This is a genomic window from Pseudomonas sp. S2_B07 (assembly GCF_054668435.1).
The window spans coordinates 383216-401387 of record NZ_CP162769.1; the positions used below are offsets into that span (position 1 = coordinate 383216).

The following is an 18172-nucleotide window of genomic DNA, read 5'->3' on the forward strand; positions in this document are numbered from 1 at the left end:
AAGCAGAAAAGTACGCTTCGGAGATTGAAATCCTGAATGTCCGCAGAGCCTTTCAAGATAAGATTTCACGTAGAAGCGTTCCGAAGAGGCGCTTTCACCGATCCATCCTGCGGCATTCTGAAAAAACCGACTGTTTCAACAGAATCGGCCAAAAGCAGCCATTCACGAACTACCGCTATTGATTGTCATCCGCACCCATGCATACGTAGATAATTCAGCAACTGTTCGTAGCGTGGATCCTCCTCCAACGCTGGCTCAGTGGTTCGGATAGCTTCCAGACAGTTGGAAAGATCGGTGGGTGGCCACTGGGTTTGTTCACCGATCACGAGGCTCAAAAAATCCAAGGCGTGTTCAGGGAAAATCCTGCAAAGGTCCGCTTTATGAAGCATACGCACCGCGGGCTCTGGATGACCCAATGGCTGTAGCCACGCACGAAGTATCTCCATAGCCTCAGGGAATGCTCCGCCCGCCGCTACACACAAGCGGGACAGGGTTTCGGCAATCACCGGCGTCATAACGTCCCGGCCTTTTGGCCAGAGGTTGTTGATAAAGGGGGCCACCCGGTTCGCCCAGTAGTCCGCACGTTGATCGCCTGCTCCTTCCAGAGCATTAACCAACGCATTTGCGGCGTACCGCAATCCTTCTGGAGGAAGTGCGCGGACAGCGCCAGCAAGCTCAGAGGACGTGAACGTATCACCCGGGTCCAGTGCGGCATAAGTCAAAAGTGAGGCGTATTGCACACGATGTTTGCCCAACGCTTCATAGTGACGAGAGGAATCCAGAAACGAGCCCTTCAGCACCTCCATCAGAGGGCGGTATAGGCGGGGCGACCACAAAAACCCTCCCAAGCTGCGCGAGCTTCATGCTCAGAGAGCTGCCATTCAAAGTGAGGCAGCAAGTGTTCCGTGGCCCAGTCACGGTCAACCCGGAACAATGCAATAACATGGGCCGCAAGCAAGACACGCCCATGCCGATATTTTTCAATCCTGCCATCGCAGAGTTCCGTAAAGGTGGGCTTAAGCTCGACAGACAACCCCTGCCCGTCCTCCAGTGACTGCCGGTACCACCATTGGAGCAGCGCCTCAGTGACTTGCCCCACGGGATGATTGATGGCTCGTCCAACGGGGTCGTCCGTCTCACTGCCGTCGCGGTTGTGCAATTCCAGGACGCGATGCCCGAGCGTAAAGAATTCCTCCTCGTGCCCAACAAAGGTTTTAGCGATGGTTCTCAGCCAGGAGCTCACACCCTGAGTTAGTGACGCCATGGCCTCATCCGGTGCCCCAGCCAATACGGGTGCCATATAACGCCAGGCGCGTGAGACGTGCTTGCCCTCAGACCATGCCTGCAGCGCCTCGCGCCAGCGGCTTGCCGGCCAAAAATTCTCTTGCGCCAGGGCCCACAGGGCGCAGGCAGTAGTTGCAAAGTTGTCGCGGCAACGCTCCCGCCAATCATCCTGCTGGAAGTAATCTGCGTCTGGATGTTGCTTTAGCCATTGGATCAATTCACCGCGTCGGCGTGGTGTGGCAGTGAACTTTCGCCAGTCATCGTCGCTTCCGCTCCAGTATGGAAACTCATCGCTTTGATCTTGCGGCAACTCCCACTCCGGGTACTGCCGGCCGAGCGCATCCAGGCGCTCCTGCGCAACCGCGCTCAACGTGGCGCCGGCGCCGGCGACCTTAGCCAGCCGCTGCCATACCTCCCTATCCAGAACACGAGCCAGCCGGTCGGGATCGGCACCGTCATCAAACATCGTGAGAGACGGGCCGGCAAGAATGGCGCGTTCAAGCTCCAGGACCATCCCAGGATCGCCCTTCTCCGCCAGGGCAACGAGCAAGCGTGTGGATTCACGCTCAGTCTCCAACGACCAAAGCCACCAGTGGTCATCCGCTAATAGCCAGTCAAGGGCACGGCGACTGCCTATGACATCACCTTTCGTTGCAGCAAAAAAAGCCAAGCGCTTGAAAAGAGGATATTGGATGGTCCACCAGAGCTCCGCCTCGAGGGCTGCGCGCTCTGGCGAAACCGCAGCCGTGGCCAGCCAGGCATCCCGCGCCAGCTCGATGAGCGCTGTCCAGTCGTTGTAGTCGTTGTTCTGTGGGTGCACATCGATCGATGGCTGCTGCGTGTACGAGTTGTCACGCCTGTCATCAGCGCCCCCCAGTTCCCTCATCAGGTCAAGCGCGTCCCGCAACAGGCCCGTGAAATCGGTGAGAAGGCCGGGCAGTGCTCCTTGCCAGCGCTCGATACTGGAAAGATCCTTCAGGTTGGAATGGACGTCATCCGCCATCAGGACGATCTCCCATTCAACCAAATCCTTGAGTTGTTGTTGCTCTTGGCCTTCTCCATCCTCGGCGGAGGAGCCGTACGGCGCACGCAACGAAATACGTGGTGACAGTAATTCCCTGAACTCCAGACGCAGGGACGATGTAAGCCCATCACGATTGAATCGGTTTCGCCAACGGTATAAATCGAGTGCCCGCGGACTGACTTTGACGCGGCCACCGAGCAGCAGCCGCCAAAGCGTACGCATCAGAGGCCCGGGTACCGCATTGGGAGCACCGGCTCGCATGCGGGCCAGTTCGTCGGTTTTACCTTCGCGCTCGAGGGTGGCCAGCTGTTCTAAGCTGTGCTCAATCCCTGAGGCAAAATTGACGTGCAAACGGCCGCCCCAATTGATGAGCCAAAGCAACAATGCCGGGTCATCCAGGTGGCGAGTCAGCCACCGCGCCAAATGCCCCATCACCGGATCCCACAGACCGATGACACCATCGCTTTCTACCACGCTCATGAATGGGGCCAGCGGGTAAGGCAAGGGCCTGCGTATCAAGCTGAAAGCCAACTTTTTATCCAAGCGGGTATTCGGAGGAACGCCATACCGGGCAAGGTCGATATGGCCGAAGCGAGCCTCACTCAACGGCGTTAGCCAATCCAGCGAAGGCACCGGCTCCAAATCGGCAAAGCGCTTGGCAGGCAGGCCGTGACGGTCACTCAACGCCCAAAGCATGCGACCCACGAAATCGTCCTCCCCGGTACTTGCCAGAGGGCGAGCAATCGCGCTTTCAACGACGATGCGCTCCTTGCCGCGCACGCCGTCGCGGTAGGTTTCCGCCCATGCCTGCAGGGTCTTGTGCAGGTACGCATGACGGCGGTGTTCCTTGTAGAGGATCGGTGTGACGTTCTTGGCCTCCCACTCGTTGGCGCGATCTTCCTCCTCGCCTTGAGAGTAACTGCCAAACGCGAACATCTCCGGGGACGATTCGCCAAGCAGGCGGTCGGCAGCCAGAGCATCCATCATGTAACGAAGAACGGGGTCGGTGATGCTATAACCCACGAAACAAACGGTGTAATTGCGGAACAGCTCGCTCACGAATCCCGCGGCCCATCGCTCAGTGAGGTACGCCAGGCCAAAATCACCGCTGGAAATCACTAGGCGATCCAGTTCACTCGCTGTGGGGGCCTCGCTCAGTAGGCCGTGAAGATACACCACCCCGTCCCAACGATTTTTTGGTACGGGTAACAGGGGCGCTTGGAAGACGTGGACCGGAAACGTCGCCGCGGGAGTCACCTCTTCGAACAAACGGTCGAAGTTTGTAGTGATCAACCGCGTGCGCCCATCGCGAGTCCTGCCCAGGTTCAACAGGGCCTTGTGGGTTGCGGTTGCCTTGGGCGAGCTCAGGTCTGGCGTGAGAATGCTCGCCATAGTCCGCCGAACTCTCTCACGCCCGACTACAGCCTCCAGCAGTCCGACGGCGGTGTCGTATTGCTTGGACTTGATTGCCAGTTTCTGCACCCCACTCGCATTCGGCTCAAGGCGCCGATACAACTCCTCCACGAGGCCGCGGAACCCTGGCAAGCGTGCGGGGTAGGAGATGCCTGCCCCACAGAAGAACACCACTCGCCCCTCTTCATGCGCCTGCAGCAAACGTTCGGGAATGTAGGGGCCATTTTGGACGAATTGCGGCATTCAGCGGGTCTCGATAAGGGGACGGGGAATGGTTGAGGTCAGGCGGAGAGGGCCAACAAGTCAAATGACTAGAAGCTGCTTGATGTCGTCATCGTTCAACATGAAAACCGGCGATCCATCTTCAGACCCTGGTGCTCCCATTAGGGCGAGGCCAGCATACATATCCCTCGATAAGGCAAAGCCTTGCTGAGCGGTCGGCGGTGTGAATTCGCCCTTGAACTCCAAGCCAGCACGCTCGTAGAACGGAACCAAATCGTGTCTGCAAAGCAGGCAAGTGCCTTGCGAATAGTTCACTACGCCATTCAGCAATTGACTACCAAGGCCATGCCCCCTGTAGGGCTCGAACACAAAGATTTTGTGGCAGTAACGTGGCATGGAGGGAACCTGGTGCACGAAGAACATGGCATAGCCATAGAGTCGGGTGTCTTCATGGCTCACTACAATCTTGAGGTGGCCTGCGCGGTAGCACTCTTCAAGGATCCCGACCACGTGACGAATCGCCCGCACTGTCTGGGCTTCTGAGAACCCCATGAAGTGCATAGCGAGCCCGGGTTGCCCCAATAAATCAGACAAAATCCCTTTCGCATCATTCTCAAGAATCGTCGGAAGAAAGGTCTCAATGATGTCTTGTGGGGCCTCTTGTAGCTGGGTCATAGTCGTTCCCTGTCAGTTTTCTCGGACGTAAACATGGACGTCCTTCTCGCTGATGAGATTATTCGATTCTGCTCAAAAATGCCGAGTAAACCGTACGCCCATACCAAAATGCCCCTTGCCCACAGCGGCGCCCTCAAAGAGAAACGAAATGTCCCACGCTCAGGACCCGCTTCAAAGCCTGCTCGGCTTCCAGGAGGCTCTAACTGCTGGTTTGATCCAGCCACGCCTCAGCTCTCTGTTCCCTGACCTGATCGTTTTACACGACGATGCAGACGGCACCCCCCGATCCACCTACGCCCTGATGGAAGGGAAGGTAGTCAAGGCCGTCGCTGTGTACTTCCTAGAGAAGTCCGTGGGCAACACTCCCTATTTTGACATCGGCTATGCAGTTGCCGAGCCCTATCGACAGAAAGGCAACGCGCACGCAGTAGTCGAAAAGAGCCTGACCCAGCTCCAGCACGAAACACGGGGCAAAGTTCTCAAGCTGTACGTCGAGGCCATTGTGCCGAACTCGAACATTGCATCCCAGAAGGTCGCAGCCCGAGCCCTCTCTACCTCCCCCACCGAAATTGTGGACGGCGTTTCGGGTCTGCCTTCCCAGCAATATCTTCGGATTTTCGAGGTTTGAGGGTAGTTTTAGCCAAAGGCACCTTCCTCGTTCAGAGCTCAGGTGCCGATAATCCAACCCGGATTTAGTTGAAGGATTCGTCGCGCTCGAGGCAAGCCGTATCCAGTGACGAGTCCGCGACCGATCTGGCCAGCTTTTCGTTCCGCTATGTGGCCGGGACTTCTGCGGTGAGCGCCAGCGTATTGTTGTCGGAATGGGTGAGGATTGCCCTAGGATCTGACTGCGGCTCAGCATCAGGATCAGGATCAAAGTTTAGCCTTATATTACGCAGGGCTTTGAATCGATTGAGCAACTCAATAAGCGTCTCGGCAAATACTAAGTAGGGATCGGCATCGCCCAGGATTCTGCTTGACACCATATACCCATCAAAATAGTCGCCAGACTCCTTCTCGTTCGCTTCTGACACCATCTGCACAATTCCAGCCTCGCCGTCATACCCTTTGCAATACGGGTAGAAATGCAGAAACCCTTTCATATTTCTGCTGAAAAGCAGTGCCGCCATTGGAGACTTTTTAGCAGAGCCTGATGGTAACAGTGCGTATTGGAGTCGATCTTCGAGCAGTTTGATGGCATCGTCGATAAGAGGAAGAACGACGCTGTCTTTGCGCGCTGTCAATGGAGTGCGCTTGGTTCGCGAGTGAAAACCGATCGACAACACGATGAGGTAGGCATCAGCCATGGTCACCAGCGGTAATAGCGCGTCACTGACGAATCGCCGAGGGGTCCGGTCAAACCGGTAGGGATTGAAAGATGACAGCGCACTCTCGAAAGCATGCTTGAATTGGGGGGTTGCTACCGTGCACATTTGCTGTGTATGCCCCAACGTATCATCTTGCTCGTGGTCGACGTACGTTTGAAAGCTGTCGATGATCGCCTGGTAGCTAAACTTGAGGTCCAGCAGGCGATTGTCTTCCAGCATTCCCTTTATTGCCCCGATGATTCGCTCTTCATCACACGTTTTTACCACCGTTATCTGATAACAATTCAGCGCTGGTACCAGGTCTCCGACGACACCGAGTTTTTTACCGTATTGGCCACCACTTTTGCGCGGGTAAATTTCATCCGCTGGGCTGACCTGGTTACCGTTGCGTAAAGCGATTGGGTTATCTGTCATGGGAATACCTCCGGAGCATTCGTTCAGCCTGGCCGTTCGGGTTCAAAGCTCATTCTACTCGATCGCTGAAATTGCGCAGGGGGCACCTACCCGCGAATTTTGAGTGGACGCCATCGCTACCTATACGGCGAATTTGCCTCTCACATTTGTCAGCATTGGGTCGTTCGTTAGCGGCCATGGCCACGAGGTCTGCGGTCATATCCGATGCAAATGACTGGTCAGACGGAATGCTGGGCGGGCGAGTCGGTGCAATTACCCACGACGCTTTGATGATGACTAGTTAAGGTTGTAACCATGCGACCTGGTCAACAGGATTTCCTTCCAATGGCTCTCGCGGGCATCAATTTCCCCCGGCATCGCGTGCAGGTCTGCGATCTCCAGCAATGAGAATCGCAGATCTTTTTCGCGTTCGGGTGGAGCATCAATACCAAACTCCCGCTTCAGCGCCACGTTGTGGCCATGGCTGGTCGTCGAATACGTACACCAGCGCCCCCAGATACCTGTCTCCCCGTCGGCCTTGCCCACGTAAAGCTTGCCGGTATGGGTATCGGTGATGAGGTAGATACCCTTGACGCTCGAAAGGGCTGAGCGCCAGGAATCAACGTTCTGCTGGACCACCACATCGAGTTGGCTTTTGGTCAGGTTGACCTTTTTGAAGCCAGGGAAATGGCCAATGCTGAGGCGTTCGGCCAGCAGTTCAGTCACTGCCAAGTCCTCTGCCAGGGTTTGACCATACGGGTAGGAGTTACGTTTGGTGTAGCTGCTGCTCAGATACAGCCGCCCTACCCACTCTTCGGCCGCCGGCACACGCTCCAGGGTGTAGATGTAGTCAGGCTTCGGGCCGTCTCTTTCGACACAATCCATTGTCCGAAACAGACCCGCAAACAACCAGCGGGTTGGACTGCCCGCTTGAATCAGCGAAACCACGTAGGGCAGCTTAAAATTGCGGTTGCTTTGCCGACTCTGCCATACGTCGAAGCCTCCCTGTATGAACACGTCGAGCGGATGATCCTCGCCGTTGTACCTGGCCAGGTGGACCTTGGCCCGTTCCGGAGAAAACGTCGGCTCCCACAGTTTCAATAGATCGAACAGCTTCAATGCAACGCTCCCCAGGTAGTCAGGATCGCGAGTGTATTCGTTGTAGGTGAGGTGTGCATCGACGGCTTGCGCTCTGCCCGGAGCTGGTAATATAAGCGTGATAATGGCGAGTTGCCCACAGGCTTTTGCGGCGGCTTTTACGGTCAAGCTGATTTCTTGAGGCGCTCCGGACCCTTTACTAACTGACCATGGGAATCCGCTGGATCATCTGCCCGCCATTGACGCGCGGGCTCGGCGGTAATGGGGCGCAGTTTTCGCGTCCGTGAAAATGAGGGGGCAATTACGATGGACCGCGAAAAGCCAGATTATCAAGAGGTCTTCGCCCGCGTACTCCAACCGACCGTTTGGAAGGATCGCGCGACGACCATGTTTAGCGGCTTTCAGGATCGACTGCCCAAGTTTGGTCAGTACGTGCTGACGGGGCCAGGACCGGCGCCGCTGATCAATCAGATCGGCTACGTCGTGCAGATCCGACGCCGCCAAGGCATCTTCGGGTCTGATATCTACCTGTTGCGCCACTGCAGCGGTGAATTGGTGCAGCACTCCAATAATATGTACCTGCCACTGACGCCCGAAGAGAGCGACGCGGTGTTGCCGTGTTTTGGCGATGTGAAGCCGAGCGCTGAAGGAGAAAACCCAGTCTATGGCCTCGGCGATGCCAGCACCCGCACTGCCGGGTTCTTGATCGATCCACCCGAGGGCTTTGAGACGCGAGGTGGCGAGGGAGCGCGGATGCGGATGACCACCACCAGTGCTGATGGTAGCAAGACCCTCACTGACACCGTATTTCTGTAGAAAATTCGCACCCGGAACACTCAAGCCCTGCCGTAAAACGTGGGGCTTTGGCAGTAGCGGAATTCTACTTTTGGAGCTCCGCTGTTCAACCTTCATGACATAAGGGCACCGCATGAGCAATAAGCAGATCACCGTCCCATCTGAATATGCCTGAGTCCGTGTTGGGTCTGATCGAGCATAGCATTCGCGAGATCGGCAAGACCTACCAGGGAGCCAAGAGCAACCAAGACGATGAAGAGATCACTGCGTTCCGAGCTATGGCTCGGCAGCTCGGGAACGATTTCGAGGTTCTGTCAGTCGATGATGGTTTCGCGATTACTCGGCATGTGTACAAGCCGGTCGAGTAATTTAGACGAGGTCGCTCCGGCTCGCCGGAGCTTCTAGGACAAGGAAAGAACAGTGAACATCTGCACAGGCTGGCTACATGGAACACCTTCTACCATCAATCAGTGGACCTTGACTGGCCGTGGCGTTCTAAAGGGGCGCTCACCGCTCCACAAAGGCTTATTTTTCACGAGAAATCGTGAGTTCGCTGTGGGGAGCGCTGGAGGGCCCGATGCTAGTCCCAACGTGTATCAGGCAACTCTTAAACCGGGGGCGCATGTGCTTGATATCTCTGACCCAGGAGTGACGTGTACACCGCAGGAGTCGGAGCGTCTGCGTCAGCTTGTTGTAAGCCGCCGTCCGGGCAAGGGCAATATCCAAGCAGAGTACCAGCCCTACTGGGAAGGTGGCTGGAGGACAGGCGAGATCATGAAGTATGCAGTTAGGCCCGGAGATCTGCTGATGGCACAGATGGCGCATCTCGCTCTTTATCAGCGTGAAACCGCTGCTGGCCTGCTTGCCTGGAATCTACTTCAGCAGACGACGCGGGACTGCATCGAAGATATCGTCGATGCTTCAATTGCAGCTGGCTATCAAGCTGTTGCTGGCAACGAACGGCAGTACGGGGTGACTTATCCGATCTTGATCGTGCTCGATCCGAACATTCTGACATCCCCAGTGAAGGTCTGACCCTACCCAGGTACACACCAGGCCCGACCGTCAAACGTTGGGCCAAAATTGTAGGTGAGCATCAAGGCGGCATTGCGGGCCGTTGAAAACCGATAGGATTTGTGTTCAAGGAGGTAGGAGCAACGTGACATCCGTATTGTTCATCCAATCAGTGATATGGGCTCTGTGCGCAACAGCACTTGGGATTTCGTACTGGAACTATTCACGCTACGTTGAGGCGAAGCGGGACCCTGAAAAATCCAGGAGCAATCTCCAAATCGCTTTGTACGCGAGAAGCGATGCAGGCATCGGAGAAGCCGAGTTTTCGAAGATTGAAAGCGCCCACTATCGTCCTTACCAGATGCGCTCCAAAGTTGCGCTGCTCGTAGGCCTGAGCTTTACGGTTGCAGCTCTGGCCCACCTGCTCACATAGCCGCGAGTACCCTCCGACTGGACCTCAAACCGATCCAGTGAACGAGACTTCGGCGGCGCATTTTTCAACGCATCTCTAGCCGATGCGCGGGGCCAGTGGAAGCGGCAAACTCGAGCGCGGTTGCCTGTCGTGGCAGATCTCGGACGTGTAGATGGATGGGTTGTTGCATCGTTGACCGGATAAATCTGAAGCTGATGAATCAAGCTGCCCCCAAGCCATCGTGGCTAAGGGGGCTACCGAAGTGTTCGCCTTATCCGGGGGTATGCCAAAACAGCCGACCCCCAGGTCGAAAGCCCGACGCCTTTACCCCACCGCTGCGAAGGTTCCCAGTCCCTGCTCTCAGGCGGCGGGTCGCTCGAAGCTACCGAGGTAACGCTGCGTATTACCTGTGACGTACTCGCCCATCGTGCGGTTTATCAGGTTTTCAACATTAAGGATCTTGGCCGCATCCTCCGTGATGAATCCGAATGGGATAGGCACCGGAGACAACGTCGGCAAAACCAAATGGTAAATCACGACCGCGCATTTTCCCTGAATGACCATCGCCTCAAGCGGCGCCAGTTGCTCTGACTCTACAAAGCCGCACAGAAGCAGTCTGGCATTGTTGCAGTCGCCTTTTGCGCGCTTGATCGCCGGCCAATCATCGCTGGCAGAAACAGGGATCAAAATCTTAGCGTCGAAAACAGGTTTTCCATCATTCCCGCCTCCCTTGCTTTTTGTTTTTGAGAGATCAGAAAATGCACTGCAAATCTGGGCATGCCTGGCCGAGCGGCCCCAGAGCTCGTGAGAGGCCGGAGCCAGCCAGGACAGGCTAATCGGGGCGGCTTGCGGTTCACCCTGAAGCGCTTTCTGATGTTTGCGCAGCACCGAAGAAACTCTATCCCAGTTTTGCTGTAATTGAAGCGATCCAAAAAGTCGCAGCCCGGAAGACTCTCTAACCTGTGCAACGGCACTTGCGCTGTTGTACAGAGCAGAAAGGTCCAGCCCATTTGAAGACATAAAGTCATAGGCGTCCGAATCTCCCAAGATGTCGGCGAGCTGAAGAACCTGATTGAGGTTTCCTCTACCCAGCATGCGGCCCAGCTGCTCCGTACGCTGACGCATATAGATCTCGTTTTCGCGCAGGCCTTCCTTCGCGACAAAGCGTATCTGCCGAGAGTCGGCATCAATGCTTACACGCTCTTCTATCTTTTCCCAGCCATCCCTTACTTTTTGAACGCCTGCGACCTTGTAGAGCTCCGGCGGCCCCCCATCCTGCGCCTGCCCGCCCAGGTGACCAGCGCGATAAATGTCGTAAATTTGACGCATGAACGCACCGACGGCCTTAGCACCGGACTCGGAAAGCGTATCGCTTGGCGCCTGCAATTCCAGGCAACGTTTGGAGTCGGCATCTCCAAGGCTTTTTCCAAGGCAAGTAAACGACAGGAGCTCAAACACGAACATCTGCTCGCGCTCTTCCTTGCGCTTCACAATCGGTGACTCATGGTTGCTGGCAAACAAGCCACGGCCTTTATCGGTCAGCTCTATTCGCCCATCAGGACGCGTTTTAAGCTCCCCCGTTTGTAGAAACGGTGTGATTGCAAAACTGAGCTCTTGAGCCGTAAACCCGAAATAATTGGCGATTTCAGCTGGCAGCAGCGCCGAAATTTTTAGCAGCCGCAGAAGAAATTCCGGTACGACTGGCAGGCCCCCTTTATCCACAAGGGTGTACTCAATACGGAACTGTTGCGCGGGCACCACGACGTCCAGCTCGAATAGAACAACTGGGTTAAGCTCCATCAGACAACCCTCCTGGCCGGCGTCACTGGTTTGATGCAGTAGTTGATCGTGTCCTGTTTCGTCTGGATAAAGCTGGCTACCTGACCCAATGGAAGCCTCGCGTTCCTGCCGCTCCACATTTTCAAACTGCCTACGATGACCAACCGCTCCATCGCGCGTGACATCGCGACGTTGATACGATTCGGGGTCGCCAAAAAGCCAGGTGATTGATCCGCTTTGGCCCGAGTCAGGGAGACTATGATGATGTTGTTTTCTTTACCCTGATAACTATCGACGGTCTCAATTTTTACCAGCTTGCGGAACTCCTCCGACCAGATTTTCTCGGCAAATCTCTTTCTCACTAGTTTTCGCTGATCGAGATACATGCAGATGACCCCGATTGGAGGTTCTTGCGACTCGGCCATCTCCATAGCCATGCCCGCGCAAAATTCGGTGTCCTCTGCGATTTCTTCTAGCAGCCGTATGATCGCATCCGCTTCAGCATTGTTAGACAGGCTCAGCGTGCCGCTGTCGTAGGCTTTCTTGCCTAACTCGCTGGTGTCGATCCAGGTCACCACATGGGACAGGCACTCAGGAACCTTTTGTGAAAAATAGGTAGGACTTGGTCTGTAACCGTTCTCAAGGTCGATGTCATAAAAGATCTCGTTAACCAGATCGCCAATCGCTGGAAGCATTCGATATTGCGTATTGAGCGTCGCTCGAGTGGCACGCCCATACTGGGAATGGAACACTCGCTCAAAGTCGCTGCGCATGACCTGCTGGAATTCAGCTGAGCTGGTGGTAATGCCCAGGGAACGGGCAATAGCTACCTTATGTTCTTCCTCATACGTAGGACGCAGCTGGTTGTGGTCGCCGACTAGCAGGACCCGAGAGCCCACCTGCATGGCGATCGCCAATTCACTCGGCGCCGATCGAGCAGCCTCGTCGATGATGACCCAATCAAAATGGGTTTCTGCAAGCTTGAGATGTTGCAGTCCGATACCCACGCAGGTGCCGCAAACCAATGTCCTGGACCGCATGAGGAACTCATCATAATTGGCCCTGTTGCTCGACAGGCGCTCAACGTACTCATGAGAAAGTTGGATCAGGTCAAGGCAGTGTTTAAATTCCGGAGGCCGCACGCCATGAACCGTTTGGACGTGATCATAGATGCGCTCCAGCAATTCTTGGGGTGAGCTTTCGCCCTCACCCAGCTCGCCAAGAAACAAGCTGGCATTAAGATTCAGCTCGCCCATCAGAGAGGACTTCAGCGCTTGCAAAGCCATTCGATCTGCTCCGTTTCCCTGAGCGCGCAAAATTTCCTCGTCCAGCTTTTTCAACGATCGGACCAAGTGAAACACTCGCTGATTCACATCGACCATCGTCTGGGCAAAAGCCTTACTTAAACCTAACGACGAAGCCATGAAGCCCACGCGCTCCTTAAGTTCAGCGCTAAACCCATTTCTCTGGCGGTCGACGATATTGCGAGAATAAACGTCCAGTAGCTCCTCAGAGACAACCTGGTCACGGTTACTGAAACGCACAACGTTCAGCTCGGTGTCCAGTCGACGGCAGTGCGCGCGGATCCGTTCTGCTGCAGTATTGACAGCTTCATGAGACTGGCTGACAAGGAGGATATTTCGCACCCCGACCTTGCTGATCAGATAATGGATGAAGGCCGCGATGAACTCTGTCTTACCTGTTCCCGGAGGCCCCTGCAAAAGGCCCACTGGGCCTGTAGTGATAAGCTGCGTAAATGCGGCACGCTGGGCCTCATTCAGTCCGATGACCGTGCCACTTGCAGTAGTGCGTTCGTACACTGCAAAGTCTGCATCGCTGGGCTCTTCTGCATACCCCCTTGGTGCCAGTTTGCATTTTTCGTCGAAGTAATCCATCAAATCTGGCAGCACTGACTGCCGGTTCAAAATCCGCTCCATCGCACCACGACGACGCGTCATTGATGTCTTATTTTGCCGGCTTTGGAGGAACAATTGAGAGTCAGCCTGTACGCGTTTCGAACGACTGGAGGCAAGCACGTAGACTGCATCACGCACGCTCATGCCCAGGTTGATCTCACCGATATCAATATCCTTCTCCCCGTCTCTGAGGATCAGTCGGATGTTGTCTCCCGCCTCAAAACTCTCAAGGGCCTTCGCATCCATGGCGTAGGGAATCAAAAGTCCTACGCCATCCTTGTGGAAGTGTGGTTCCTCGGAAACACGGAAAGAGGGCTGGGCCTCAAGTTCAGTAGAGGTGATGGTTTTCCATATCTGACTGACAGGGAAACTGCGCACTTTCACAGCTTCTAGCTGCGCCTCATCTATGGCCAGTCCGTTGTCCTCGTCCTCACCAGTAATCGAGTCCGCTACGCTTTCACCGTCCTCAATCGCCGCTTGCTTACGCACTTCAGCGTCATGCACCTGCGCGGCGAGATTTAAAAACGCCTCGTCTTTTGCCAGAAGCTTGGTCAGCTCATAGACATTGACGCTGGTACCGCCCGAAATGCTGAACCGTGCCTCTATGTGGTGGTTTGCCTGACGCGCCAGATAGGCGGGAACCCGCATCTCCTGATTGGCCCTGAACGCATTTACAAACTGCTTGGAAGCAGGATTGAACTCGGTCAGTAACTGCCCGCCGATACCTGCGAACGTCACCTCCAAGGCTTTGGTGGGGGCTCTTTGGTCGGGTTTCACGACAACGAATACTTTCCCGTTGTCAGGTAGGATCTCAAATGCATCGCCACTTCTGTTTCTAAGGACGACAGAGACGATTTCAATGGTTTTTGCAGGCGTGAAAGCAGCTTCCAGAGCATCCTTGAAACGCTCCAGGGAAAGAAAGCCGGATTCAGTATCCATCTCGTGGGCGACGGCCGCCCTCAGGGCGGGAATGTCCTTTTGCGACGGCACGTCCCAGTCCATGTCCAGGAGCTCAAACACCATTCTCATCACAGCAAAGTTGTCTCGCTCTGCTGGGGTGCAGTTTTCCAATACGGGGCTGTAGCGGGTGTTGACCGGTGACGCGCCTGAAGCCGAGAAATCCGGACAGTCGAGCAGGTAGACTTGGGTATTTTCGGGAGCGGAATCGACATTGACTTTGACGTTGTGTGGATGCAGATCGCCGTGGCTCAATTGCTGGCCGTGCAACCCGTCAACTGCCTCGATTAGCCCGTGGGCGACGACGATACGGGTCTCAACTGACAACCCCTTCAGCTCATCCCAGTGCTCACCGTCGATATGCTCCTGAGCCAGGAATGGGTTACCGCTGCGGTCGTAACCAAAGTGTTCAATTTTTGGCAGAAAGGCGAAACCGCTTCCTTTCAGCTGTTCTAGGACTTCAAAGAAAGCCATCAACATCGGCCCTTGGCCGTCCTTGGGATCCCGGGCATTGATCGACGGCCACGATTTCACGACCAGGGCGCCGGATCGATAAATCAATTTCTCTGCCGTGTCGGCGATAGGGTCATCGTCCTCCCGGTAAGCGGAACTCAGCCGTAGATCGGTAGAGAAAACGTCCAGCTGCCGGTCATCAAACTCAAAACTGGCAGAGTTGTCCGGTGTAGACTCGCTCAATGCCTGTTGAAATGCACCGGCATGAGCGAACCGCTCCTTTGGATCATTCTGCAATGCTTGCACGAGGACGTTTGCAGGCCACTCTTCTGATGACTCAACCTGAGCTTGAATACTTGCAACGTAGGCGACATCGAGCTTCAGAGGCATTGGCCGGGCCTGAAGCAGATGCCAACCCATCAGCCCGAGCGCGAAGACATCACGACAAAATGGCGTACTGCCTTCCATCGCAGTGTCCAGGTCTTCAGGGAGCGCAATAGCACCGATGCTTAGCAGTGTACGCAAATCGCCGAGAGTACCGACAGGCTGGTAATAGGCGCTGATGAAATTGGAAAGAGCGAACGATGACGATGGAGAGAACCACACGCTGTGGTCACCCAGATCACGATGAGCAATGTTGAATCCATGCAGCCCGGCAAATTGGGCCAGAAGAATTTTGAAAAGCTGGACACGCTCAAGCGCAGTCATCCGCTCCACAAAACGGTTGATGAACTCGTTCAGGCGGTAATGCCCGTCCGGCATTTCAAGCAATTCGGCATATTGCTCGGTGATACTGTCGGGGCTGGCATTACGCTTAGGGCGAGCACAGCGATTCATCAATTCCTGATCGCGCAGACGGAGGTAGACCATGACATCCCTCTCGCGCGACAGGATTCGGTATCGTCCTTCAGTCGTTCGAGCACGGGTGTCATCGAGCTTCGAAAAGTCCCAGAGCCGGACCATGGCACGGTCATCCTTGTTATGGATATTGACCGCGTCGTACTCTCGGTAGACTTCTGTGGGGTGTGTGAACACCGCTTGAGACTGCGCACGATAGTCATCGACAACAAGCTCTTTGGGCTTGACCGTGCCTTCATTAATGATGCCATCGAAGAAGCCGAAATGCTCGTTCAAGCCGATATTCGAGCGCGCGTTGAATCGGTCCTTAAACCGCTTAGGGTCGGCCATTTCCAGGAAGTCGTCCAGCAGCATGACATGCTGCATCTCGACCTCAGGTAGATTCAGGGTGCATTTTCCGGTGAGCACAATGCAGAAGTCGATCCAGGGCTCTTTCCCGTTAGGCAGCCGAGACTTTAGGCCCTTGATTCGTTTCCTCAGCTCAAAGGTTTTCCGACGGGTTTTGTCTACCGGCGAGACTTCTGTTTCCTTCCCGTCTTGGTGCCATTTACCGCCGTGGTTTGTGATCTCGCCGCGCCAATGCTTAAGCTCGACAACAAGAACGAGGCTATGGGTGACGATGACAAGGTCAAACTCCCCATCAGAGCCCCGCGAGTTCGCAAAACGAAAGCCTGCGTAGCCGCGCCAAGGCCATACACCGTGGTCTGCCTCGGGTTTCTTCAGTTGTTTTAGAACGTCAAACGACTTCCCTTTCGTGGAGCCTGCCCCCGGCTCCGGGGGCAGCTCTTTGGGCCCAAATGCTTTGGCCATCTTGTCGATAGCGTCGATCTCAAAAGAAAGGAGACCTCCTTCCCAATAGCGTACGTCCATGTAATCCCCGAACTTTTTTATAATGGAGTCAATCTGCCATACGTTAAGGGAAATGGTGGCGCATTGAAATGTAAGATCGGGTAATTTAGCGATTTTTGATCCGGTTTTTTTGAGATCCGCCCAACCCACAGTTTTCGCTTTCTAGGACTTACATCGACTCGACCCGCGCTCAAAGCTCGGCGTCGTGCCGATGTCGAAGGCTAACTGCGCCAAGATCCCTTCACTCCCCAGTGACGGGCTAAGTGATCGCTAAATCCGGCAGCTGTCGGCCAAAAGCGGACCGTAAAAAAGGCAATTATCAGCTTCAATTTCAGTGTAAACCCCTGCAAGCCCTCGCGACAGGCAGCAGTCAACCCATACCAGCCGAATGACAACGCCGTTCGCCACGGAACAAGAAGCTTGAGGCAGACGCGCGTCATGTACATTGATAACACGCCGTACCGGCTTGGCCCTGAGCATCGTCCTGCGTCATCGGCTTTTCGCATTGTGGAAGCTGCTTCTCCCATTGCCGAAATTGAATCTAGGCTACGCGTGTTCGAATCAATATTGAGATTGGCTCATGACCCGAAAAATAGCTCTTCTAGTTAAGGTGTTTGATAAGGAGGAATACGCTGATGCATTCATTCAAACAGGAGAGATGTTCTGTAAAACGATTGGGCAGTTCAAACGGATAGAGGGTGATGTCGCACGAGGCGACCAATTTGAGGCGCCTTCGGATTGGCATCAACCTGACCGCATATCTCTGACGATTTCATTTAGAACGCCGGACGGGGAGGAGAAATCCTTTCCAATAGAAGGGCTGGCCGGCCCGCTAGTGATGCAGAGCACAGCGCACGATCGTCTGAATGCTTTCTGTATGTACGCTGTTACCGTACCGGACTTCGAGGAATCGTATGAAACAGAAGAGGAGCGACTGTGCGTGGTCGAGAAAATCAATTCAATGTTGAAGATACACGCAACGCTAGGCGAGGAAATGCTTTCGCTTGGAGAGCATGCCGTTCTAATCATCAAGGTCGCGGATTTCATCGATAAAGTAAGCAAAGCCGCCAAGTCGGAGGGCTATTCGTCTTGGCGAGGCCTTGTCGATTATTTTGATCCCGAGACCTTTCACGGCAGTTTCGGAGTGGTTGAGTCCGTTTTTAAAAAGCGAAACATCTACTCCTATCAAAAAGAGTTCAGATTTGTTTTCGACTCAAGCAAACCCGAGGGAGAGAAAACTCTTCATGTCGGTCCTCTGGATGGAATTGCTTTCAAGCTCAAAACCAGCGAAATCAACAGCAAGTTTGATATGAAAGTCGCCGAGGATCAACACGCCAACGGGGACTCAATTGAGTAGCAGTTTGCTGCTTTGCAGCGGGTGCTGAGACATGCCTAAAACAAGGCCAGCGAGTTGCATGGAAGAAGTCGTTTCTTCGGCGACAGCTTCTGGCCGTCTTCAGCCCTTTACGACAGGCAACAATCGGCCATAAGCGGCCTCTGAAGATCGTCCGCAATTATCGTGCACTGAAGATTGAGGCTCCTCGCCGCGATTGGTGGTGCCAGGTGTCATTCGGAAGTGAATCGCCCCCCAACACTCGTTGGCGCCCCCGCGCTGCAAGTCGTCCTTTACCCGCGTTATTCCCGTAGCATACCCATGAAAAAATAGGTACAGCCTGCAACGCGTATGGAATGTGAATGCAGG

Annotated in this window: 11 protein-coding genes; 4 read left to right on the plus strand and 7 right to left on the minus strand. The window is 54.9% G+C overall.

Features of this window, described 5'->3' with window-relative positions; genetic code table 11:
• Positions 1-185: 185 nt before the first annotated feature.
• Genes AB4N43_RS01845 through AB4N43_RS01855 form a run of 3 tightly spaced genes read right to left on the minus strand, consistent with a single transcriptional unit; the run spans position 186 to position 4618 of the window.
• Positions 186-806, minus strand: a complete 621-nt coding sequence (locus AB4N43_RS01845) for a hypothetical protein (RefSeq protein ID WP_460152974.1) — start codon at positions 804-806, stop codon at positions 186-188.
• Positions 806-3964 carry an anti-phage defense-associated sirtuin Dsr1 gene (gene dsr1, locus AB4N43_RS01850; RefSeq protein WP_460152976.1) on the minus strand — a complete coding sequence of 1053 codons (3159 nt, stop codon included), beginning with the start codon at positions 3962-3964 and terminating at the stop codon, positions 806-808. Before dsr1 ends, AB4N43_RS01845 begins: the two co-directional genes overlap by 1 nt.
• A 60-nt stretch (positions 3965-4024) precedes the next feature.
• Complete coding sequence (locus AB4N43_RS01855; protein WP_128605310.1) at positions 4025-4618, minus strand: GNAT family N-acetyltransferase; 594 nt, start codon at positions 4616-4618, stop codon at positions 4025-4027.
• Positions 4619-4766: 148 nt separating this feature from the next.
• Here AB4N43_RS01855 and AB4N43_RS01860 point away from each other — a divergent pair, with 148 nt between their 5' ends.
• Positions 4767-5246, plus strand: coding sequence for a GNAT family protein (locus AB4N43_RS01860; RefSeq protein ID WP_460152978.1), 480 nt, complete (start codon positions 4767-4769; stop codon positions 5244-5246).
• A 145-nt stretch (positions 5247-5391) separates the two neighbouring features.
• Here the strand turns inward: AB4N43_RS01860 and AB4N43_RS01865 are convergent, their stop codons facing one another.
• Both AB4N43_RS01865 and AB4N43_RS01870 read right to left on the minus strand, forming a co-directional pair.
• The gene (locus AB4N43_RS01865) at positions 5392-6360 is read right to left on the minus strand and encodes a hypothetical protein (protein ID WP_460152980.1); all 969 of its coding nucleotides are present in this window, start codon (positions 6358-6360) and stop codon (positions 5392-5394) included.
• A gap of 276 nt (positions 6361-6636) precedes the next feature.
• Positions 6637-7605, minus strand: coding sequence for a GIY-YIG nuclease family protein (locus tag AB4N43_RS01870; RefSeq protein ID WP_256590829.1), 969 nt, complete (start codon positions 7603-7605; stop codon positions 6637-6639).
• A gap of 138 nt (positions 7606-7743) precedes the next feature.
• Here AB4N43_RS01870 and AB4N43_RS01875 point away from each other — a divergent pair, with 138 nt between their 5' ends.
• Both AB4N43_RS01875 and AB4N43_RS01880 read left to right on the plus strand, forming a co-directional pair.
• Positions 7744-8253: a hypothetical protein gene (locus AB4N43_RS01875; protein ID WP_460152982.1), complete on the plus strand. Its 510-nt coding sequence runs from the start codon at positions 7744-7746 to the stop codon at positions 8251-8253.
• A 399-nt stretch (positions 8254-8652) separates the two neighbouring features.
• Positions 8653-9267: a hypothetical protein gene (locus tag AB4N43_RS01880; protein WP_460152983.1), complete on the plus strand. Its 615-nt coding sequence runs from the start codon at positions 8653-8655 to the stop codon at positions 9265-9267.
• Between the two features lie 751 nt (positions 9268-10018).
• Here the strand turns inward: AB4N43_RS01880 and AB4N43_RS01885 are convergent.
• Both AB4N43_RS01885 and AB4N43_RS01890 read right to left on the minus strand, forming a co-directional pair.
• Positions 10019-11458: a hypothetical protein gene (locus tag AB4N43_RS01885; protein WP_071172442.1), complete on the minus strand. Its 1440-nt coding sequence runs from the start codon at positions 11456-11458 to the stop codon at positions 10019-10021.
• Positions 11458-16620, minus strand: a complete 5163-nt coding sequence (locus AB4N43_RS01890; RefSeq protein WP_460152985.1) for an AAA domain-containing protein — start codon at positions 16618-16620, stop codon at positions 11458-11460. Before AB4N43_RS01890 ends, AB4N43_RS01885 begins: the two co-directional genes overlap by 1 nt.
• A gap of 430 nt (positions 16621-17050) precedes the next feature.
• On the opposite strand from AB4N43_RS01890, the gene AB4N43_RS01895 reads away from it, so the two are divergent.
• Complete coding sequence (locus AB4N43_RS01895; protein ID WP_460152987.1) at positions 17051-17827, plus strand: hypothetical protein; 777 nt, start codon at positions 17051-17053, stop codon at positions 17825-17827.
• Positions 17828-18172: the final 345 nt, after the last annotated feature.